The organism is Seonamhaeicola sp. ABD4_175 (assembly GCF_056160885.1).
In genome coordinates this window covers 819,275-842,178 of sequence record NZ_JBSWYC010000001.1, presented here as the reverse complement: position 1 = coordinate 842,178, position 22,904 = coordinate 819,275, and the positions used below count along the sequence as shown (strand labels likewise).

The 22,904-nt window shown below is 33.2% G+C and carries 14 protein-coding genes; 10 read left to right on the top strand and 4 right to left on the bottom strand.

Annotated elements, in window-relative coordinates; genetic code table 11:
• Positions 1 to 10 precede the first annotated feature (10 nt).
• The 10 genes from ACXAG4_RS03390 to ACXAG4_RS03345 all read left to right on the top strand — a co-directional run bounded on the left by ACXAG4_RS03390 (position 11) and on the right by ACXAG4_RS03345 (position 14,160).
• Positions 11 to 1,777, top strand: coding sequence for a metallophosphoesterase family protein (locus ACXAG4_RS03390; RefSeq protein ID WP_475294666.1), 1,767 nt, complete (start codon positions 11 to 13; stop codon positions 1,775 to 1,777).
• Between the two features lie 3 nt (positions 1,778 to 1,780).
• Positions 1,781 to 3,034, top strand: a complete 1,254-nt coding sequence (locus tag ACXAG4_RS03385) for a family 16 glycosylhydrolase (RefSeq protein ID WP_475294665.1) — start codon at positions 1,781 to 1,783, stop codon at positions 3,032 to 3,034.
• A gap of 13 nt (positions 3,035 to 3,047) precedes the next feature.
• Positions 3,048 to 4,361, top strand: a complete 1,314-nt coding sequence (locus ACXAG4_RS03380) for a glycoside hydrolase family 117 protein (RefSeq protein WP_475294664.1) — start codon at positions 3,048 to 3,050, stop codon at positions 4,359 to 4,361.
• Between the two features lie 177 nt (positions 4,362 to 4,538).
• Positions 4,539 to 5,546 (top strand): family 43 glycosylhydrolase, encoded by a 1,008-nt coding sequence (locus ACXAG4_RS03375; protein ID WP_475294663.1) that lies wholly within the window; start codon positions 4,539 to 4,541, stop codon positions 5,544 to 5,546.
• A gap of 24 nt (positions 5,547 to 5,570) precedes the next feature.
• Positions 5,571 to 5,885 carry a sulfatase family protein gene (locus tag ACXAG4_RS03370; protein WP_475294662.1) on the top strand — a complete coding sequence of 105 codons (315 nt, stop codon included), beginning with the start codon at positions 5,571 to 5,573 and terminating at the stop codon, positions 5,883 to 5,885.
• 1 nt (position 5,886) lies between these two features.
• Positions 5,887 to 7,437, top strand: a complete 1,551-nt coding sequence (locus ACXAG4_RS03365) for a sulfatase family protein (protein ID WP_475294661.1) — start codon at positions 5,887 to 5,889, stop codon at positions 7,435 to 7,437.
• A gap of 52 nt (positions 7,438 to 7,489) precedes the next feature.
• Positions 7,490 to 8,893, top strand: coding sequence for a glycoside hydrolase family 28 protein (locus ACXAG4_RS03360; protein WP_475294660.1), 1,404 nt, complete (start codon positions 7,490 to 7,492; stop codon positions 8,891 to 8,893).
• Positions 8,894 to 8,896: 3 nt separating this feature from the next.
• Positions 8,897 to 10,318 carry a glycoside hydrolase family 28 protein gene (locus ACXAG4_RS03355; protein WP_475294659.1) on the top strand — a complete coding sequence of 474 codons (1,422 nt, stop codon included), beginning with the start codon at positions 8,897 to 8,899 and terminating at the stop codon, positions 10,316 to 10,318.
• Positions 10,319 to 10,328: 10 nt separating this feature from the next.
• The gene (locus ACXAG4_RS03350; protein ID WP_475294658.1) at positions 10,329 to 11,360 is read left to right on the top strand and encodes a glycoside hydrolase family protein; all 1,032 of its coding nucleotides are present in this window, start codon (positions 10,329 to 10,331) and stop codon (positions 11,358 to 11,360) included.
• 217 nt (positions 11,361 to 11,577) lie between these two features.
• On the top strand, positions 11,578 to 14,160 hold the full coding sequence (locus ACXAG4_RS03345) for a right-handed parallel beta-helix repeat-containing protein (protein ID WP_475294657.1): 2,583 nt from the start codon (positions 11,578 to 11,580) through the stop codon (positions 14,158 to 14,160).
• A 52-nt stretch (positions 14,161 to 14,212) separates the two neighbouring features.
• Here the strand turns inward: ACXAG4_RS03345 and ACXAG4_RS03340 are convergent, their stop codons facing one another.
• The 4 genes from ACXAG4_RS03340 to ACXAG4_RS03325 all read right to left on the bottom strand — a co-directional run bounded on the left by ACXAG4_RS03340 (position 14,213) and on the right by ACXAG4_RS03325 (position 22,814).
• Positions 14,213 to 15,775 carry a sulfatase family protein gene (locus tag ACXAG4_RS03340; protein WP_475294656.1) on the bottom strand — a complete coding sequence of 521 codons (1,563 nt, stop codon included), beginning with the start codon at positions 15,773 to 15,775 and terminating at the stop codon, positions 14,213 to 14,215.
• Positions 15,776 to 15,778: 3 nt separating this feature from the next.
• On the bottom strand, positions 15,779 to 17,338 hold the full coding sequence (locus tag ACXAG4_RS03335; RefSeq protein WP_475294655.1) for a DUF4955 domain-containing protein: 1,560 nt from the start codon (positions 17,336 to 17,338) through the stop codon (positions 15,779 to 15,781).
• A gap of 2 nt (positions 17,339 to 17,340) precedes the next feature.
• A complete protein-coding gene (locus ACXAG4_RS03330) occupies positions 17,341 to 18,540 on the bottom strand; it encodes a glycoside hydrolase family 88 protein (protein WP_475294654.1) in 1,200 nt (399 codons plus the stop codon).
• Positions 18,541 to 18,671: 131 nt separating this feature from the next.
• Complete coding sequence (locus tag ACXAG4_RS03325; protein ID WP_475294653.1) at positions 18,672 to 22,814, bottom strand: two-component regulator propeller domain-containing protein; 4,143 nt, start codon at positions 22,812 to 22,814, stop codon at positions 18,672 to 18,674.
• Positions 22,815 to 22,904: the final 90 nt, after the last annotated feature.

The window sequence follows — 22,904 nt, the reverse complement described above, 5'->3', positions numbered from 1 at the left end:
ACCATTCAACATGTATTTTTATAGATATGTTATTATTATTTTGTGTATACAATTTAGTTATGCACAAAAATCAAAACCCAAAACAGGTGTTTGTTTTGCCTTGTATACAGTGCATGATAATACGCTAAAGCTTACGGCACAATTTTATACGGTAAAAAATTATGATCCGTTTGAAGCCAAACTGCAAATTAAAAACAATAATACTTGGGAAACGCTACAAGAATCTAATATTGAATATCCTGGTTATACCGCTCATTTTAGAATTGAAAATTGGGATGATACCGTTGAAAAGCAATACCGAATAGTTTACAAAAAGAACATGTTTTACGAAGGTACAATTCGTAAAAACCCAAAAGATAAAGATGAGCTTGTAATGGCAGCATTTTCATGTTGGTCAACATATCAAAAACACGGTGGTGCAGGAGCAAGCGATATTACTAATAATTTAAAAAAACTAAACCCAGATGTGTTGTTTTTTGCTGGCGATCAAGTTTATGATCACAGTGATCATTTCGGTAATTGGATAAAATTTGGAGAAACGTTTGGTGATATTATTAAAAACACACCAACTATTACAATACCGGATGATCATGATGTTGGACAAGGCAACATTTGGGGAGATGGTGGCCGAAAATCAAAAAACAGAGACGGTAATTTAGGCGGTTTCTATATGCCAGTTTCTTATATAAAAGAAGTACAACGCGCGCAAACAAGCCATTTACCAGATCCTTATGATCCAACACCAATACAACAAAACATAGGTGTGTATTATACCAATTTAACTTGGGGCGGAATGAGTTTTGCTATTATTGAAGATAGAAAATTTAAATCGGGCCCCAAACGTGTATTGCAAAATAAGCGTTATAAAGACACCCGAGAAATGGATGTTGATAGTGCCACACTTTTGGGTAAAAGACAATTAGATTTTTTAGAACATTGGACCACCAATTGGAAGGACGCTGAAATGAAGGCTGTTTTGTCTCAAACCATATTTACAAACTTAGCAACACATACGCCTACTATTGATAAAAAAATGAATTACAGTGTAGATGCTAATGGTTGGCCGCAAGCAGGTAGAAATAAAGCATTAAGTGTTATAAGAAAAAGTTTTTCATGCATGATTGCCGGCGATCAGCATTTGGGCTCTGTGGTTCAACATGGTGTTGAAGAATGGAATAACGCAGGCTATTCATTTGCAGTACCTGCTGCTGCTAATTTTTGGATGCGTTGGTGGAATCCTGATAAACCAGGAAACAATAGAAAACCAAACACTCCAAAATACACCGGAGAGTATAAAGATGCATTTCACAATAAAATAACAGTACACGCCGTAGCTAACCCAACACATAAAGATAATACCCCTAAAACCGATTTGTTAAATGGTAGAGCCGCTGGTTACGGTGTCATTAAATTTAATAAAACCAAGCGCACCACAACCTTTGAATGTTGGCAACGTAATGTAGATATTACAAACCCTACAAGTAAACAGTACAAAGGCTGGCCAATAACTTTTAAGCAAACCGATAATTATATTATAAAAAATGGTTATGAATTGCCCATGCTTAAAATTTCAAAAGAAAATCAAGTTGTAACTGTAAAAAATGCCTATACAAAAGAAGTGATAACATCATTAAGAGTTAAAGGTGATAGTTATCAACCAAAAGTGAAGTATGAAGGTGATTATGTAATTGAAGTTGGTGAAGGAGCAAGTAAAAAACATTTTTTTGATATTCAGTCTAAAAAAAATAATAAAGAAATTATTAATGTAGCATTTTAAAAAATGAAAATAAAACAACTAACAACCTGTATTCTAGTATTAATTTTTACATCTTTTTTTACTGTTGAAGCTCAAACTGTTAAAACAGGTCCGCCTAAACCACCAATTGGTAAACGTTGGGTTTTAAATCCAGATTTTTCAGATGAATTTAATGGTACTACGCTAGATAAAACAAAATGGTTAGATCATCACCCAACCTGGAAAGGAAGAGCTCCGGGGCTTTTTATGCCCTCACAAGTATCAGTAAAAGATGGTTACCTTCAGCTTAAGGGCGAAAAAATGAAACAAGATACTTTGGTTAAAATAGGTTCAAAAGAAGTAATGTTCAATATAAAAGGTGCCGCAGTAGTTTCAAAAAAAACAGCGCTTTTTGGGTATTACGAATGCAGGGTTAAAGCTGCTGCAACAACTATGTCAACCACATTTTGGTTTTCTGGTGGCGGCGGTAAAGGCCCTAAAATGTGTGATAGCTATCACCAAGAGTGGGACATTCAAGAATGTATTGGACGCACAGGAGATTTTAAAGGCCAATATTTTGCAAAAGGCATGCACTCTAACGCGCATTATTGGTATAATGATTGTGAAGGCGAAAGACATGATTACAGAGCTGCTCAAGTAAGATATGAAGATGATGAAGTAGCATCAAAAGATTTTCATGTTTATGGCGGTTGGTGGAAAGATGAAACCCAAGCTAGTTATTACTATGATAATCAATTGCCTAAACATCAAAAATTTTATGATAAAATAACTGACAAACCCATGGATAAACCCATGTATATGCGCTTGGTACACGAAACATATCCCTTTCCTTGGATTTCTTTACCAACAGACGAAGAATTAGCTGATGATACCAAGAACACGGTTTATTATGATTGGGTTAGAGGCTATCAATTGGTTGACATAAACAAAGAAAATAGCTCAAATTTAGAAGCTGAAATTCAACTATACAACGAAGCTGTTTTTTTTGAAACAGCCGAAATACTAGTAAAAGCATCTAAAATAATCGAAATTCCTCTTAGTTATAAAACAAACACAAACAAACAAATTATACTGAAACTGGTTAATGCCAACAATGAAAAAGTTGCAGAGGCAAAAATTAATGCATTGGCAGGATACGGTAATTTTAACTATAATTTTGTTTTAAATACAAAGCCAAAAGTAGGTGCGTACAAATTGATTTCAAACTTAATATCCAATAAGTCTGATGAAAAACCACCTTTAGATATAAATACATTAATTGTTAATATAACATCATAATCACTAAAAAACCATGAAATTTTATTTCAAACTAAACAAAATAGCATACTTAATTTTAGCTTTTATTTCATTAGTGGCCTGTTCACAAACTAAAAAAGAAATAAGTAACGAAGCTGAAAAAAAACAAGAAGGCTTTCCTTATAAGTTGCCAGAAACAAAACCTAATCGTCCATTAAGTGCAGCCTTAGAAAGGAATTATGATGCCTACATGGGGCCAAGACAAGAAACCAATGAGTTGTTTACACAGTTTAAGTACACCAAACTCAAAGGTTTTGATTATAATGATGGTGATGGAACAATATCTCGTAGAGACCCCTCAAAAATAATTTTTGCAAATGGTAAATATTATATGTGGTATACGCACCGTGAAACTTCATCTGCACCATTAGGCGTATCTAACGCGCGTTTTAGTAATGATACTATTCCTTCGGCAGATTGGGATTTAGCCGATATTTTCTATGCAACTTCTGAAGACGGATTTACATGGGAAGAACAAGGTGTTGCTGTACCAAGAGCTGAAAAACCTAATTTAGGGCACAGGTCTGTTACAACTACCGATATTTTGGTTTGGGAAGGTAAGTATTACTTGTACTACCAAGCATTCTCAGTAGCGCCCGGTAAAAACGGTGGCGATAATTGCCCAGTAGCAGTATCATATGCAGATTCACCTGATGGCCCATGGAAACCATATAACAAAGAAGTAATACCTAATGGAGCACCCGGTGAATGGGATCAGTATTCAATTCATGACCCTTATCCAATTGTTCACAACGGAAAAATATACTTGTATTATAAGTCAGATTTTAAGGGTAGTGATGGAATAAACACAGTGCGTATGCATGGTTTAGCAATAGCAGATAATCCGTTAGGCCCATTTGAAAAACATCCGCTAAATCCAATTATGAATTCTGGTCATGAAACCACATTGTTCCCATTTAAAGAAGGAGTTGCTGCATTTGCAATTAGAGATGGTAATGAAATGAATACTATACAATATGCTAAAGATTGGGTAAACTTTGATGTAGCTGCTCATGTAGAAATGATGCCTGATGCTGCAGGACCTTTTATTCCAGATGTTTTTACAAATACTAAAAACGGAAGAGGTATTACTTGGGGTATTTCGCATTTTACAGTGCCTCATGGTAACTGGAAAAAAAATCACGCGGTACTTTTGCGTTTTGATTGTGATTTAAGTTTAGATGTTCACGATCCAAAAATGAAAAGGCATCATAATAAACCCAAAATTCAAACATTATACAATCATGGTTTAAGTAAAGAGCAACGCCAAAGAATTGAAAAACAAAACGAAAAGCTCAAGAGTAATTAAAAAACTAATAATAAAAAACCTCAAGATTAATTTTTCTTGAGGTTGTTTTTTAACCATATGCTACCTTTTTTAAATTATTTATGCTCTTATTATGCTAAATAATGGATTAGTTTTGATTGTGTTAGGGTAATATACTTTTTCCAACAAATAAAAAACAATCAAATACAATCCATTTTTTTGAAATTTCAAAATAGAAATATAAAGTATAGAATAGTATCATTTGGTTTAGTTATCACTTTACTTTTTTATAATTGCGAAAAACCTAACAAAGAGACTGTTTTAATACCAAAGAAAACCAGCAATTTTACTTGGGTTTATAAACCTATTGGAGATTATTTTTTTGGACCCGACACAAAACATTTAAAAGAGGGTATGTGGTATAATGATTGGGTGCCAAATGATCATGCATTCATTAAACATAAAAGTGGTAAATGGCATATTTTTGGTATAACGCACCCATTAAAAAATATTAAACCATTAATAGGCAATATACACGCAGGTGAATACGCTTTATTTCATGCAGTGTCTTCAGGTGAAAATTTTAATGAAACAAATACAAAGTTTCATTACAATGACTTGCCCAAAGTGCTAACGCCAAAAGAACGCCCCGGAGAGGTGTTGGCAAATCATGCCCCGTATATTATAAAAAAAAATAACGTTTATTATATGGTTTATGGCCATAGCCCAATACGTTTAGCTACCTCTACAGATTTATATAAATGGGAACCAAAAGGTACTTTGTTTTCAGAGAAAACAGGCGCAAGAGACCCTAGTTTACTTTATTTAGAAGGTATGTATTACATGGTTTACTGTTCAGAAAAATCAGTAAAAATGCGTAGCTCTAAAGATTTGTTAACATGGAGTGATGCCGAAATAATTTTGAAAACAAATAAGTTTGCTCCAGAGTCGCCTTCGCTCATTCATCATAATAATTCATTTTATCTTTTTGTGTGTTCTTGGGATGGTAAATGGAACGGAAATGATATTAAAGGCGCTTATCAAAATAAAACACATGTATACCATTCTAAAGCTACTATAAGTTTTGGTGTAGATTCAGAAAAAGAAATAACCACATTAAAGGCGCATGCTCCAGAAGTTTTTAAAGATGAAGAGGGGCAATGGTATATTTCTAGTGCTGAATGGCCAAATAGAGGTGTTAGTGTAGCTAAATTATCATGGGAATAAACTATTTAAATATAACATAAGCTAATGAAAAAAATATCAGTTTTACTAATAGTATTGTTTTGTGCAAAGGCAATGTTTGCTCAAAAAAAACCTAAAAATCGTCCAAATATTATAATTTTTATGGCCGATGATATGGGGTTTGCAGATACCGGTTTTACAGGGTCAAAAGATATATTAACAACTAATTTAGATGCTTTAGTTACTAATGGTGTTATTTTTAAGCAAGGTTATGTAAATCATGCGCTTTGTGGGCCTAGTAGAGCAGCTTTAATGTCTGGTAGATATCCATTCAGGTTTGGTTTTGAAACGAATTTTAGAGCTAATTATCAAAATAAATAAGATGAAAAACGTAATAGCTTTTTGCTTGTTAGGATTAATAACGTTCCAGTTACAAGCTCAAAGAAAAAAGAAGCCAAATGTTTTAGTAATTTACACAGATGACCATAGGTATACAGGTGTTCATGCCCTTGGAGGTCAAGCTGTATTAACTCCAAATCTAGATGATTTGGCGCATAACGGCATCACATTCACCAGAGCCTATTTAATGGGGGCTTTTTCTGGTGCAACTTGTGTGCCCAGTAGAGCCATGTTACTTACTGGTAGAAACTTATTTCAATTAAAAGGAAGAGGTTTTGATATTCCAGATACCCATACAACTATGGGGGAAATGTTCATGAAAGATGGTTATTATGCTTACCATGTTGGTAAATGGCATCAAGACATGAAATCTTTAGCACGTTCATTTAATGATGGTGCAAAAGTTTCAGGAAAACCAGCATATTTAACAGATCAGTTTAGAATGCCTTATCACGATTGGGAACCAAATGGTGATTATAAACGAGAGAACTGTTACTTATTAGAATATAATGACAAAGGCGAAGTTGTGAGCCGTCCATTAACAAAAGATGATAAACGAGGGCCCACAGGAACAGAAAAAATAGGGCCACATGTATCCGAGGTATTAGCAGACGCCAGCGTTAAGTTTATTTCGGAGTATAAGCAGAAGAAACCTTTCTTCCATTATTTAGCATTCCCAACACCGCATGATCCACGTCAAGCTCCAAAAAAACACAAAGACATGTACCCTGAGGCTGATATTGATTTACCACCTTCATACATGCCGCAACATCCTTTTGATAACGGACATATAGTTTTACGAGATGAAAAACTAGCTGAATGGCCACGTACCGAACAAATTTCAAAACAACATCTATCTGATTATTATGCAATAATTAGTCATTTAGATGAGCAGATTGGACGCGTAATTAAAGCCTTAAAGGATAGCGGGCAATATGAAAATACAATTATTGTTATGGCAGGCGATAGCGGTTTAGCCGTTGGAAACCATGGTTTAATGGGAAAGCAAAATATCTATGACGAAGACGGTATCCATATACCCTTTATTCTTTCGGGTGGTTTAGTTGATGAAGCAAACAAAGGTAGAAGAGAAGATGCCTTTTGTTATAACTATGATATTTTACCAACACTTTGCGACATGATTGGAATTAAAACTCCAGAGTCTGCATCTGGTAAAAGCTTGTTGCCCGTTATTAAAAATGAAAAGGAAAGTGTTAGAAATTATACTTACCATGCCTATCGTCAGCATCAAAGAGCATATCGTAAAGGAGATTATAAACTTATAGAATATGTAAGAGCGCCAGACAAAGATAGAAAACGAGGTGATTTTGTTTCAGGTTCTAGAGTAACACAGCTTTTTAATGTTACAAAAGACCCTTGGGAAACCTTCAATTTGGCCGATTTTCCTGGGTATTCTGAAAAAGTTGCTAAAATGAGAAATGAAATGAAGCAAAAGGCCATCGAATTAAAAGACAAATCTCATGATGAGTTGGTTAATGTTGATTTTTGGGAATATTATAATACTTCAAAATAAAATTATGAAACTAAAAATAATCTTATGTTTGGCGTTTCTTCTTAGTTTAAGTTTGAACGCCCAAGAATTTAATATTCTAGATTATGGGGCTAAAAAGTCTCATAAAGAATTAAGCACAAAAGCAATTCAAAAAGCTATAGACGAAGCTCATAAAGTAGAAGGAACCGTAATAATTCCAAAAGGAACTTATGTTACAGGAACTTTGTTTTTAAAAAGTAATATCACCTTTAAATTAGAATCTGGTACAGAACTATTTGGAAGCTCAGATCTTAAAGATTATGCAGAAGTTCCAATTGCTACAGAAGAACCGCACTTTTCCAAATGTTTATTCTACGCAAAAGGAGAAGAAAATATTACCATTATTGGACACCCACGGTCAGAAATTAATGGTAAAGGCTACATGTTTAAACACAGTCATGAGCGACCTAAATTATTCAGAATTGAAGAATGTAAAAACATAAGGTTTGAAGAAGCTATTATTAAAAATTCAGGATCTTGGTGTATGTATTTTAGAGAGTGCGATTCTATTTATATTAATAAGTGCCACGTTTACAACAAGGAGAACCGTAATAATGATGGCATGAACTATGATGGTTGCTCTAATGTATGGATAACAGATACCAATTTACAAGTTGAAGATGATGCCATTTGTTTAAAAAGTAGTGTAGATAAAATCACCGAAAATATTTTTGTAGATAATTGTACCGTGAGCAGTTATTGGGCGTCTGTAAAATTTGGAACGGCATCAAAATCCGGATTTAGAAATGTAAGAGTAACCAATTCTCAGTTTTTCGATAGTCGTCACGGAACCATAAAACTATTAGCGGTAGATGGCGCTATACTTGAAGATATTCTTTTTGAAAGCATTAAAATGTTCAACTGTGGAGGTCCAATATTCTTAAGGTTAGGTAATCGTGGACGAGATTATTCAAAATCCATAAAACAAGTGTATAAAACTGAAGTAAAACCAGAGGGACGCCCTGTGGGGAAAATTCGAAATATTACATTCAGAAATATAGAAGCTAGATTAACAGGAAGGATAGATCCGCCTACCGAAGGCATTATGTTTACAGGATTACCAGGGCATTATATTGAAAATGTAACCATGGAAAACATTCATTTTTCATACTCCGGTTTTGGGAAAACAGGAGCAAAAAACAATGTTATAGCAGAAGATGAAGCACGTTACCCAGAACAATTGTTTTTTGGTGTTTTGCCAAGTTATGGTATGTATGCGCGTCATGTAAAAGGTTTAAAAATGAACAATGTAACTTTTAAACTAAGAGGAGATGATGATAGACCAGCCATTGTTCTTGATGATGTTCATAACAGCAGTCTAAAAAACATGTATTTAGATCTAAACGCAAAATCTACAACTGTTATAGCTGTTAAAAATACATCTAAAGTAAAATTTAACAAGATAAAGACTAACGGAAAACTTCAAAAAGTAGATTAGATTATGAGGGAAATTATATTAAAAATAGCCGCTTTGATACTGTTGTTGGTTAGCATCTCCTGTAAAAAACAAACAGAATGGAATATTAAAGATTATGGGGCAATTGATGACAATAAAACCATAAATACCAAGGCAATTCAAAAAGCGATTGACGCCTGTAACGAAGCAGGAGGAGGTACAGTGCTTGTTAGCGGACAAACTTTTATTTCAGGAACGTTGTTATTAAAAGATAATGTGACTTTAAAAGTCACCGAAAATACAGTGCTGTTAGGAAGCGTTAACCCAAATGATTATCCGGTAGTAGATCCATTTATTGATGCTACTGGGCAATTTAGAGGGCAGTGTTTTATTGGAGCTGTTGATGTTGAAAACGTAGCCATAACAGGTAAGGGAACCATTAATGGGCAAGGTGAAATGTTTACACCTAAAAACGTTAAAAAAACCATTGAGGAACTCGGAATTGAAATTAAAATTCCTGATTTCAAAAAAATAATTTCAGAAGGGAATAAATATGTAAACAACAACATAAAATATTCAAACCGTCCATTTTTAATTAGAATGGTCAGAGCTAAAAATGTAAAACTAAAAGACATTCATTTACGTCAACCAGCCGCTTGGACACTTCACTTTTATCAATGCAAAGGTTTTGAGGTAGATGGCATTGATATTCATAGTCACGCCAATAGAAATAACGATGCTATAGATATAGACTCTAGTGTTGAAGGGATTATTAAGAATTGTACAATAGATTCTGGTGACGATGCCATTTGTTTTAAAGCCACAAGCCCTAAACCCTCGGCCAATGTTTTAGTAGAAAATTGTAAGCTAAAAAGTCATTGGGGAGCCATTAAATTTGGTACAGAATCTATGGGAGACTTCAAAGATATCACGATTAAAGATTGTTTTATTCATGATACCAAAGGAGGAGGCATTAAAGTGCTAAGTGTTGATGGCGCAAACATAAATAATATAGTGATTGATAATATTGAAATGGAAAATGTAGAAATGCCAATATTTATTCGTTTAGGAGAACGTGGTCTTACATATAGAGGCGCACCTAAAAAGCCCGTTGGTTCTATAAATAATGTAACCATAAGCAATATTAAAGCTACTGTTAGAGACCTAAAAGATTGTAGGTTAAAACCAACAGCTGGGTTCTTTTTTACAGGAACACCAAATCATAAAATAGGGAAAATAAAGTTTGAAAATATTCATGTTACACTACCAGGTGGCGGAACAGAAGAAGATGCTAAAATTGTGGTTCCAGAGAATGTAACGCAGTATCCGGAATTTACCATGTTAGGCGCTGTGCCTGCCTATGGTATTTATGCCCGCCATATTGAAGCCTTAGAAACAAAAAATATAACCTTCAATTTAAAAACAGAAGATAAACGAGAAGAAACTGTTTTTATTGATGTAAACTAAACTCATTCTTATGAAAAAAATATCAACTTTAGTTTTTGCTTTTTTATGTTTAAACATTTTAGGACATACTCAAAACAAAGGCATACCTAAAGATTCTTGGGTAACCAAAAGTCTTGCAAAAAAAGGCAAATTTATTTTAGAAAGTAATGACAGTATTGTTTGGGGATGTGCACCAATTTATGATAATAAAGGTAAAGTACATGTGTATTATTCAACTTGGGCAAAAGACGAGCATTGGCTAACACATAGTAAAATTGCACATGCCGTAGCAGATCATCCTGAAGGACCTTATAAAAAAATGGGCGTTATTTTAGAAGGACGAAAAGGCAAATGGGATGCTAATACCATACACAATCCAAACATAACAAAGGTTGATAATAAATATGTGCTTCTATATATAGGAAATGATACTATTCAACAAGAAAATTGGAGAAATAGGGCCAAAGCTGCCAATACACAACGTGTGGGTATGGCCATTGCAGATTCGCCTTATGGCCCGTGGAAACGTTTTGATAAACCTATAATTGATGTATCTAAAGATTCATTAGCATGGGATGGGTATTGTACCGTAAATCCTTCGTTTATGAAACATCCAAATGGTGAATATTGGATTTATTACAGAGCGTGGGATAGACGAAATGATGACAGACGAAAAACGGGCGTTGCTATGTCAAAAACTTTAACAGGGCCATATATAAAATATGAAGGAAACCCAATTATTGATTTTCCTGAACGTGGTGGGCAAACAGAAGATCCTTACTTTTTCTTCTATAAAGGAAAATTTCATTGCCTTATTCGTGATATGGGGAATTTTGATTGGTTAAGTGGTTTATATCTAGACTCTGAAGATGGTTTAAAATGGGGAGAATACTTTAGAAGTCATCATAAAGGAGATCATTATTTTCCAGTTTGTGAAAAATGCAGATATGAACGAGTTCAGGTACTTTGGAAAGATGGTCATCCAGAATATTTATTTAACGCAATTATGCAAGATAAAGAAAAGGCTAACGGGGCAGTTCTCAAAATAAATTTAAAAAAATAAAAAAAGAAATAGCAAATTATATTAGTACTATTTAAAACACTTAGTTTAATTTTCTTACAAAATTTCTATACAAAAGCTATATTTGTTTTTTATGTTACTATTTATTATTTCAATTTAATTGTTAAATGAATTAAACATTTGTTCTATATAATCTCATTAATGATATGCATTAATTTTTTACTTGTATTTAACTTTGAAAATTCAAAACAACTATACTATGAAAAAAGATTTACTATTGCTTTTCTTTCTATCCTTAACAGCATTTCTTTCGGCTCAAACCACATATTATGTTGCTACAGATGGTGATGATACTAATACAGGAACTGTTGATAATCCATTCAAAACGTTCAATAAAGCTATGTCTGAAATGTCAGCCGGTGACACATGTATTATAAAAGAAGGTGTGTATGACGAAGAATTTGTAATTACTAAAAATGGAACAGCAAGTAATTATTTAACCTTTAAGGCAGCCGATGGTGAAAATGTTCAAATAAGAGCTACCAAGTACGTAAGTGGTTGGCAAGCACACAACGGTAATATTTATAAGGCAAATGTTGATATGAGTATTGAGAGCCGTTTTAGAGCTGTGTACCACAATAGTGCTTATATGGATTTAGCTAGATGGCCAAATAATACTGATAATAACCGTTGGACTGTAGATTGTCATCCTGTTGAAAATGGCGACGGAAGTCATTTTATTGTTAGTGGCATTCAAAATATAGACTGGACAGGTGGTTTAGTGTATTATTTAGGGGCACATTCTGGTGCTAGTTGGACAAGAGAAATAACATCAAGTACATCAACACGAATAGACTTTACCACAGTTGATACAAACAAATGGCCTTTTAGTACACACAATCCTCAAACATGGAGAAATTACCCAGGTAATAACAGAGGGCAATTGTTTTTATTTAATAAATTGGAGGCTTTAGATTATGCCCGTGAGTGGTATTATGATGAGGTTGCCAAAATACTTTATTTCCAACCTGCTGATGGTGCAATTCCTACTAATAATTCAGTTGAATATGCTGCTAGAAAATTTGCCTTAGAAATTAAAGGAGACTATATTAAAATTGAAGGTATAAACTTTTTTGGCGGCAGTGTTAAAATTCATAACAATGCCGATAATAATCAAATTTTAAACTGCAAAGTAATCCATGGTAGTGAAGGGCATGATTCTTTAACAAATACATCAGCTCAAGTAGGTGAGGCTTCAATAGAAGTTTTAGGAGATAACACCCTTATAAAAGGTTGTGCCGTAAATCATAGTTCTGTTAGTGGAATAGTAATATCTGGTTGGGCTGCTGATGATTGTGTAATAGAAGGAAATACAATTAGTAATACCGATTATGTAGGTATTCATGCATCGCCAATTAGAACAAGTGGTGATAATATGAAAATACTTAAAAACACCATTTTTAATACAGGTAGAGATGGTATGTATGTGGCAGGTCAAAACTGTGAAATTGCCTATAATGATGTTTCTGCCTCTCAAAAAATAAACAGTGATTCAGGTATTTTCTATACTGTTGGGAATGATAATTTGAAAAATAACGAAATTCACCATAATTGGTTTCATGATGCTACTGCACCAGCATACTCTCATAATCCAAGTGATCCAGCAAAAGCAGCAGGTATTTATTTAGATAATGATAGTAAAGGCTACACAGTGCACCACAATGTAGTTTGGAATGTATCTTGGAGCGGTTATCAAGTAAACTGGAATAATACGCATTTAGATTTCTATCATAATACCATTTGGAATGCAGAACGCGCTATGGATTCTTGGGACATAAATGGCCCACAAGAGAATAACAAGATTTATAACAACTTTGCAAATACAGGAGATTGGTTTACAAAAACTGCAACTGATTTTGATATTCAAAACAGTCCTATTTTTTCTGAATCGCCTTTTGAAGATGCAGACACGCAAAACTTTATGCCAAAATCAACCAGTTCTTTAGTAGATCAAGGACAAGTTATTACTGGGTTTAATAAATCTTTTAAAGGAACTGCACCAGATATTGGGGCTTATGAGAGAGGAGGTACAAGATGGACTGCTGGCGTTAATGCTATTGAGGACACAGGTGAACCATTAGATTGGTCTATTTACGATACTCAGTTTAGAATTAAAGTAAATACCGAGACGTGTCCAGATGCAGATAATGGAAAAGTAAATATACTTGCTGATGTAGAATTAGAATATGTCGTTACTTTTAACAGCAATGATACTGAATTTACTAAAGAGACAACTATTGAAAATTTAGCTCCAGGAAACTACAGCTTATGCATTGCTCTAAAGAGTGAACCTAATGAAAGTCAGTGCTATGAAGTTGAAATTAAGGAAACAGAAGGCCTTAGTGGTAAAACAGTTTTAAATAAAGACAATTACACAGTAAATATTGTTCAAGGAACACCACCTTTTAACGTAGTTGTAAATAATGAGATTGTGCTTCAAACTTCAGATTATTCGTTTTCCATTCCTGTGAATCAAGGGGATATTGTTGAGGTAATATCAAATAAAGATTGTGAAGGTAAATTAATAGAGTCTATAGACTTTTATAAGAACATAACGGCTTACCCTAATCCAACTACTGGAGATTTTCAATTTGTATTACCTGTTGATGAAGGAAACATATTAATTGAAGTTTATAATATACATTCGCAATTATTATCTTCAAAAGTATATGTTATTGAATCTGGAGTAGTTAATATGACTATTGAGAATAATGAACCTGGAATTTATTTTGCTAAAATTGTTACTAAACAACCCAGAATCATTAAGATTATTAAGAACTAAGTAATTTGATTATAGAATGAAAAAAGCTGGAGATAATCTCCAGCTTTTGTTTTTATAAATAAGGAATTATCTCATTATGTTTTTGCTGCTGATACCAAGGATCATTTGTTTTTTGAAGTAATCTTGCCAAATGATTTAATAAGACTTTTGAAACTTCAGGGTTATCTTTCAATTTAATTTTATGTTTTTGGTAAGGGTCTTCTATATTATCATAAAAGTAGGCCTCATCAATAGTTTTAACCTCATGTTTATCCCATGGCTTTTTGCTTTCTTTTAAACAAAGGGTGTATTTTGTTGTATGAACACCACGCGAGTTACCAAGCATTATTAAAGCAGCTTCAGGCTTTTTTACTTGAGCTTCAGATTTAATTAGTAAGCTTGAAAAATCTGTGCCTTCAATATCTTGTGGAATTTCTGCACCAAGACCAGCAAGCCCCATAACGGTAGGTAAAACATCAGGAACACTAAAAATAACATCTTCTGTACTTGCTGATAATTTTTTTGGCCAATGCGCAATAAAAGGAATGGCTAATGATTCGGTTTCAAAAGTGTTTTTTCCCGTTTTAGCATGGCTTCCCATCATTTCACCGTGGTCTGAACTAAAAAGAATAATGGTATTATCTAATTCTCCCATTTTTTCCAGTTCATCAATAACTTGTCCCATGTACATATCTACACTAGTTATATTTGCAAAATAATGCCTTGCGTAGTTGGCAGTTTCTAAATCTACATTCTCTCTTACCACAAGCTTTTCATCAATTTCAGGGAATTTATCTTTATCATAATATTTATGTAAAGTCTCCATGTCTGTGTTTTCATCATCCCATGGATTGTGAGGAGGGTTCATTGCCCATATCATGCAAAAAGGTTTAGAAGCATCTCTTTGTCCGCGTTCATTTTTAAGATAATCAATAATCTTTTCAGCCTCATTTTTAGCCGAAAACATTTTGGGAAGATGCAATTCGCCATCTTTTTTTCCTTCAATAGCACTTGGGTCGTTAGAATACACTCTAGGATTAAAGTGTTCATCCTTTAAAGCTTGATAAAAATATTCAATATTATGTCTAGACTTTCCGGGAGGAATATAGGTGTCATAATCGTTAATACGATGTCCTCCAGGAGCCTCTTCACTGCCTACGTAATTCCCATTTTCGTCAAACAAGGGGTCGTTTCTCAACCAATGGCATTTCCCAAAGAGAGAGGTGTTATAACCTGCTTTGAAAAATAAATCTGGAATTGTACTTATGTCATCTCTCAAACTTTCATTTCTTCCTTTTTTACAGTTGTTCCAAATACCATTTTGTTCTGGATATCTGCCAGAAAACATCATGCCCCTATAAGGGCTGCACAATGGGTAGTTACTAATGGCGTTTGTAAATACAACACCATTTTTTGCTAATTTATCTATAGTAGGTGTTACTACAGGGTCAGCTTTTCCTTGAGCTAATTCTTTATACGGAGATTCATTCCAAAAACCAGCACTGTAACGTCTTAATTGGTCAGGGAAAATAATTAAAACGTTAGGTTTTTTAGATGCTTGTTTTACTTCAGTTTTTTTATTTTGACAGCTAAATACCGTTAAAGCTATTAGCAATAAGTATAATGTGTTTTTCATGGTTTAGTTGTTTATATTATCTAGCCATTTAGGGAGTTTACCTAAACGCAATTTTAATTGTTCTTCAAATAAAGATTCTGGCTTTACTGGTGTGCCTAAGCTTTCAAGAATTTGAACTTCGTCTTCTTTAAATGTAGTTCCTGAGCCATGAAAGCCTACAATTATAGGCGGAACAATTCTCCAGTACCACGTGTCTTTAGCAATAAATCTAAAATTAGTTTCGGCACTATCAGTTTCTTTATAGTTCCATAATACAAGGTGTCTTCCGTGGTTTGGTAGATTAAATCTTGCACCTCCAGCGCGTCCTTGAAAGAAGCCACCCTCAACATTATCAAATAAAGTAGTTCTTGGTTGAGAAGCATGAGCTTCAAAACACGTGTGAGCAGGATGTTTAGAACGCCAAATAACGGTTCCTGTGTTACTGCCTCCACCTACACCTGTGGTATGGTGCATACCTGCTTTATCGTTTATTTTGGCCAATAAAACACCAGTAGAACCCGCAGAGTGAACAGCGGCATGCCCTATCTTACCATCTATAGTAATGTTTAGAGCCGTACTTGAAGCACAAGATGAAAAACTAATAACTCTATTTACATTTATAAAAGAGCAATTTTTTACCCAAGAATTTACTGCTTTAGATATGGATAAAATACTCCAACCGCCATCATGTTGGGCAGATTTGTGATGCACAAATTCTTTAAGCCAATTGCCCTCAAAAGTTAGATTTTCAAAACCTACATGATTTACATGAGCAAAGCGTTTAATTTTCCAATTATGTTTTGCCTGAATATCATAATGAATAGGAGAAACTAAAGTTATTTTATTGCCATTAACAGCAGCTACTTGATGGTGTTCATTAACTTCTACACCATCATTTAAAATGGCGGTCCATTCTTTTTGTGGTTCAAGAGGGGCAATATCATAATTTATTAAATCTTTGCTGTTATTTTTAACTTCAATAATTATCCAATCTCCTTTTTTAACTTTTGAAGCATCTTCTACTTCAATAGAAAAACTTTCACGTTTGGAGTTTGATACAATTTTTGAAATAAATTCATCTTTTTCTTTTGTAGTAACTTTTATAGCAAATGGGCAAGTCCACATTTTTTTAGGATCTTCGGCAGGTAAATCTCTATCAAAAAACAAGGTTGTGTTGGCTTCATTTTCACCTCTAAATACAATTTTAGATGATGAGATAGTGATTATGCTATCATCATCATTGCCAGTATTGATATAATATTTTCCTTTAGGGAAATAAATAACACCTTCGCCATTTTTCTTCGCGGCTTTAATGGCTTTGTTAATTGCTTTTTTGTCAGATAATTTATCATTAGCAATAGCGCCAAAATCTGTTACATTAAATACTTTGTAATTTACCTTTGGTATTGGGACTTCACTGTATTTATATCCTGTATAAGAGAAGTCTGGTAAAATAGGTGTTGTACCATTGTTTTTAGCCTCTACAAAATCTTCCCAAACTGTTTTTTTTAGGGTTTTAGTTGACTTTTCTTGGCAGTTTAACATCAAAAAAGAACATAAACTCAGTATTAAAAGTTGTTTCATAATTACTGGTTTTGTAATGATGAGTATCTGCCTAAGGCTTCTAAATAGTAATAATCGGCATAGTTTAGGGGTACATCAATTTCATTTCCGTGAGGAATGCTACCAACGCTATGCTTTAAAATAAAGTGCTTGTTCTCATTTAATTTGGCGGTGTATTCCTCTGTTGCTAAAGAAGTCATTATTTTATCAATAGCAGGTTTGTAATTTTCTTTAGAATAATTGTTAAGTTCTAACAATGCAGAAGCTGTTATTGTTGCTGCAGACACATCTCTTGGTTCATTTGGAATGTTAGGCGCATTATAATCCCAATAAGGAATACCATCTTTTGGAGTGCCTTCAAAATTTAAAATATATTGCGCAATTTTTTCTGCTTGTTGTAAATACTTTGTGTTTTTGGTATACCTATAACAAACAGTATAGCCGTAAAGTCCCCAAGCCTGCCCTCGTGCCCATGAGCTTTCATCAGCATAACCTTGTGCAGTATGTTTTCCTCTAACGTCTCCTGTTTCTGGGTCATAATCTACAACGTGAACAGAGCTGTTGTCTTTTCTAAAATGATTTTTTAAGGTAGTGTTGGCATGCGTAATTGCTGCGTCTTTATATTTAGAATCTCCAGTAAATTCACTAACTTTAAAAAGGAGTTCTAAATTCATCATATTATCTATAATCACAGGGTATTTCCAACCACGTTCTGCTTGCCAACCTCTATCAACATCCCAACTTTTTATGCATCCAACCTTTGGGTTAAATCGTGTAAGTAAAGCATCTGCTGCAGTAATCATTACCTGTTTAAAAGCCTCGTTATTTGTTAATTTATAACCATTACCGTAAGAACAATTGAATACAAAACCTAAATCATGATTTGTAGTTAATGTTTTATGAGTTTCAAATTGTGATTGAAATTTTTCTGCGGCTTGTTTCCATTTTTCGTCTTTAGTGTTTTCATAAAGTAACCAGCAACTACCAGGGAAGAAACCCTCTGTCCAATCAAATTCAGTATTGGCCCAGTGCATATACCCGTTTTTGTTTAAAGTTCTAGGAATTCGGTTGGCTTCTTCGGCATCTTTTAAAAGCAAAGCCATTTGTTTTTCGGCGTTTAAAAAACTGGTATTTAAATTAATGTTTTTTGAACTTACAGATGAGTTTACGCAAGCTATGTTAATACAAACCAGTACTAAAAGTGTTAGTTTAACTATTTTCATGTTTTATTATTTAGTTAGCAGAATCAAATATCAAACTTAATTGTAGTTTTTTTGGGTGGTTTTTAATTACAATTTAGGGGGTAATGCATTTTAATGCCTTATTTTATTAGGGTTTTGCTATGTTGTGGATTTTAATTATTTGTTAAGGCATTTTGCGTTATATTATTTTTGCGGTAGGCAGATGGTGTTACTTCAAAGGTTTTTTTAAAGCAGCGTCTAAAATATTTTAAATCGTTAAAACCAACTTCGTATGCAATTTCGGCAATACCTAAGTTTGAATTTATTAATAATTGGCCTGCGCGTTTTAGCCTAATAGTTCTTATAAATTCTGAAATAGATTGTCCTGTTAAAACTTTAAGTTTTCTGTAAAGTACAGATTGGCTCATGTGTACTTTTTCAATAAGTGTTGAAGCCATAAAGGATGATTCTGAAAGGTTTTCTTCAACAATAGTCATTACTTTTTTAAGAAAAATCTCATCGGCAGATTCTAGTTCTAATTCCTTAGGTTCTAAAAGGATGTTTTTTCTAAATTTTTCTATTAAATGTTGTCTAGATTTTAGCAAATTTTGTACCTGCATTTTAAGTAAATCTGCTTCAAAAGGTTTTGTTATATAAACATCGGCACCTTCATTGTATCCGCTTTTTTGTGCTTTAGATGAGGATCGTGCTGTAAGTAAAATAATAGGAATATGGCTGGTGGTTAAGTTGGTTTTAATAGCATTGCAAAACGCTAAGCCATCCATTTTAGGCATCATTACATCGCTAATAATTAAATCTACAGGTTTGGTTTGTGCTAAGGCTAAACCTGTAATACCATTTTCGGCTTCTAAAACGTTATAATTGTTTTTAAAAATATCTTTTATAAAAAGTCTTACCTCTTTATTGTCTTCAACATGCAAAAGTGTTGGTAATGTGTTATCTATGGTAATATCTTTTATTTCATCTTTTTCGTTTACCCAACCAATATTAATTACAGATGGGTTGTAGGGTAATGAGATATCTGCACCATTACTATAATCTGTATCAACAATATTGAGTTGCTCTTCATTAAAATGTGCATTTCCTGTTGGTAGTAGTATTGTGAATTTAGTGCCTTTACCAAGAGTACTTTGTGCTAATACTTCGCCGTGATGCAGTAAAACTATATCTTTTGCTAATGCTAAACCAACACCGGTGCCTGATCTTAATTCATGATGTTGCCCAAGCTGAAAATATCTATCAAAAACATGTGGTATATCTTCTTTTCTAATACCTTTACCAGTATCAGAAATTACAATTTTTAGCCAGTTGTTTGCTTCAGAAACTTTTAGTTTTATTGAGCCACCTTCGGGCGTAAATTTAAAAGCGTTAGATAGTATGTTGAGTATTACTTTTTTCATTTCAATTTCATCAAACCACATAGTGTAATTAGGGTTTTTTGTTTGAAATTGATATTGAATGTTACGTTGTTCTGCTAATTCATCAAATGATAATTTTATGTTTTCAAGAAATGGAACAATGTTTCTGCTACTTACAGATAATTTAAGTTTACCGGCTTCACTTTTTCTAAAGTCTAATAATTGATTTATAAGTTGCAGTAAAATATTAGCATTACGGTACATACCTGCTAATTGTTTTTGTAATGCTCCGTTGCCTTGGTTGGTGTCTATTAAACGCTTTAAAGGGCCAATAATTAGGGTTAGTGGTGTACGGAAATCATGTGAAATATTAGTAAAAAGCTGGAGTTTTAGTTGGTTGACTTCTTCTACTTTTTCACGGTTTTCACGCTCTTGTTTTAGCTGGTTTTTATCATTAATTCTTAAAAGAGTATATTTTCTAATGATTAGGGTTAAAGTGGTTAAAATTAAAAAATAGCCAAGGTAAGCCCACCAAGTTTTCCAAAAAGGTGTTTTAATATTTATGGTTATTTTTTTCGGAATTTGTGTCCATGCACCATAACCGTTTGATGCCTTTAAGTTGAAAACATAAGTGCCTGGGTTTAAGTTGGTATATGTTGCAGTGCGTTTATTGCCAATATATTTCCAGTCAGTATCAAACCCATCTAGTTTATAGGCGAATTGATGTTTTTTGGGGTGTGCATAACCAAGTGCAACAAAATCAAAGCTAAAATCGTTTTGGTTATGAGCAAGTTGTATGTTTTTTAGTGTGTTTACTTGTTTTAAATAAGGTTTGTTTCTAACCTTAAAACTTATTATTTCTACTGGCGGAATATAGGTGTCATTTTCTATAATTTTGTTTGGGTTAAAAATGGTAAAACCAGAAGTGCCACCAAATACTAGTTGTCCGTCAGTTGTTTTTAAGCACGCCCCGTAATTGAATTCATTGCCTTGTAGGCCATCGGTTTCATCAAAGTTTTTAATGTTGTTTGTATGGGTGTCAATACGGCTAATGCCTTTATTGGTACTTACCCAAATATTTTGTTTGTTATCTTGTAATATGCCATAAATAACCTTGTTTGGCAAGCCTTCAGTAATACCATAATGTGTGCTTTTTTGTGTTTTAATGTTAAAATTATAAAGGCCATCGCCTTCTGTACCAACCCATAAATTATTAATTGTTGGTTGGTAAATACTTATAACCTGATTTAAAACAAAAGGTTGATTTTTATGAGAGCTTTTATAAGGTATTTTAGTTATGTTTTGTGTTTTGGTGTTTATAGCTAAAAGTCCGTTTTGGCTACCAACATAAATAATGTTTTCAACTAATGATTTTTTAATAGTATAAATTGAGTTACCTATAAGTTGTTTGGGGTCGTTTATTTTTGTGAATTTATTTGCTTTTGTGTTAAATACATGTAAGCCGCCTTTGTTGGTGCCAATCCAAATGTTGTTACTGTGGTCTTCAACTAAACAAGTTATTTTATTGTCTTCTATAGTGCTTACGTTGCTTTTTAGGTTTTTAAAATGTGTAAAAACTTTAGTTTTTGTGTTGAATTTATTAAATCCTTCACCATGTGTACCTACCCAAAAGTTTTCATTTTTATCTAAAATTAGAGCTTTAATATTGTTAGAACTTAAGCCATTGGAGTTGTTTGGTTGGTGTGTGTAAAATTGAAATTGCTGCTTTTTTGTATTGAAAAAATTTATACCACCACCTTCAGTAGCAATCCAAAGGTTTTTGTTTTTGTCTTCAACAATAGCGCTAACAACTTTATAGTTTAAGTGTTTGTTGGTAGTACCTACAGAGTATGTTGAGAAGTTGTTAGAGCTTCGGTCTATATAATTAATTCCACCGGCCCAAGTGCCTACCCATAAATCGCCCCTGGCATCTTCAATAATGCTGTAAATTGAATTTTGGCTTAAACTTTTAGGGTTGTTAATTTCATTTTGGTATTTGTTAATTTGTTTGGTATCTAAATTTAGCTGGTATAACCCATCATAACTGCCCACCCATAATTGTCCGTATTTGTCTTGGTAAATAGTTCTAACAGGTGTATTAAAAACTTTTTGTTTGTTTATGGTATAGTCTTCAAATGTTTTTGTGACTTTGTTAAAAAATGCGAGTCCGTTATTGTAACCTAACCAAACATTGTTTTCACTGTCTTTGTATAATGTTGTAGTGTAATTTTTTGTTGTGTTAGGGTTGGCATTATTGGGGTAATTATATGTTTTTAACGTTTTGTTTTTTTCGTTTAGTAATTGAATTTTTTCAGCATTACAAATCCATAAAACATCTTTTTTTTCTAAAAGAATTGAGGTGATGTTGTTTGAGGCTAAACCGTTTTTTGTGAAATTAGATATATTGTAGGCTTCTTCAGTTTTTGTGTTGTATTTATCTAAGCCATTATTAGATGCTATCCAAACAAATGTACTGTCTAAAGCTATAACGTCTCTTACACTACTGGTGTAAAATGTATTTAAACTTTTAGATTTTTTTACACGAATAAAATTATCTTGTTCGTTATTATAAATGTTAACACCAATTTCAGTGCCAACCCATAACTTGCCAGTTTTATCTAATGATATTGATGTTATGCGGTTATGGCTTAAGCTAGTACTATCGTTTGTACTAAAATTATAAACCTTAAACTCTGTGCCATTAAACTTATTAAGGCCATACCTTGTGCCAAACCATAAAAACCCTTTGTTGTCTTGAAGAATTTTTATTACCGATCTTTGAGACAAACCATCATTTGTAGTAATATTTTTAAAATTTAAATTATTACTGTAAATGGTGTTGTTTTGACTAAAGCTAAAATAAGCGCAAAACAAGAAAATATAAGTTGTTATAAAATTTAATAGTGATTTGCTTATTATGTTTAATAGATGCGCCATTTATAACTTTTGGAGATTTATAAATATAGAAAATTAAGAAGAATAAACCCTAAACTAAAATTTAGAATAGGGTTTATTACATTAACTAAA

Excerpts from the sequence above, each read along its gene's own strand:
- ACXAG4_RS03390 (WP_475294666.1), top strand. The coding sequence starts at position 11 with ATGTATTTTTATAGATATGTTATTATTATTTTGTGTATACAATTTAGT.
- ACXAG4_RS03385 (WP_475294665.1), top strand. The coding sequence starts at position 1,781 with ATGAAAATAAAACAACTAACAACCTGTATTCTAGTATTAATTTTTACA.
- ACXAG4_RS03380 (WP_475294664.1), top strand. The coding sequence starts at position 3,048 with ATGAAATTTTATTTCAAACTAAACAAAATAGCATACTTAATTTTAGCT.
- ACXAG4_RS03370 (WP_475294662.1), top strand. The coding sequence starts at position 5,571 with ATGAAAAAAATATCAGTTTTACTAATAGTATTGTTTTGTGCAAAGGCA.
- ACXAG4_RS03365 (WP_475294661.1), top strand. The coding sequence starts at position 5,887 with ATGAAAAACGTAATAGCTTTTTGCTTGTTAGGATTAATAACGTTCCAG.
- ACXAG4_RS03355 (WP_475294659.1), top strand. The coding sequence starts at position 8,897 with ATGAGGGAAATTATATTAAAAATAGCCGCTTTGATACTGTTGTTGGTT.
- ACXAG4_RS03350 (WP_475294658.1), top strand. The coding sequence starts at position 10,329 with ATGAAAAAAATATCAACTTTAGTTTTTGCTTTTTTATGTTTAAACATT.
- ACXAG4_RS03345 (WP_475294657.1), top strand. The coding sequence starts at position 11,578 with ATGAAAAAAGATTTACTATTGCTTTTCTTTCTATCCTTAACAGCATTT.
- ACXAG4_RS03340 (WP_475294656.1), bottom strand. The coding sequence starts at position 15,775 with ATGAAAAACACATTATACTTATTGCTAATAGCTTTAACGGTATTTAGC.
- ACXAG4_RS03335 (WP_475294655.1), bottom strand. The coding sequence starts at position 17,338 with ATGAAACAACTTTTAATACTGAGTTTATGTTCTTTTTTGATGTTAAAC.
- ACXAG4_RS03330 (WP_475294654.1), bottom strand. The coding sequence starts at position 18,540 with ATGAAAATAGTTAAACTAACACTTTTAGTACTGGTTTGTATTAACATA.
- ACXAG4_RS03325 (WP_475294653.1), bottom strand. The coding sequence starts at position 22,814 with ATGGCGCATCTATTAAACATAATAAGCAAATCACTATTAAATTTTATA.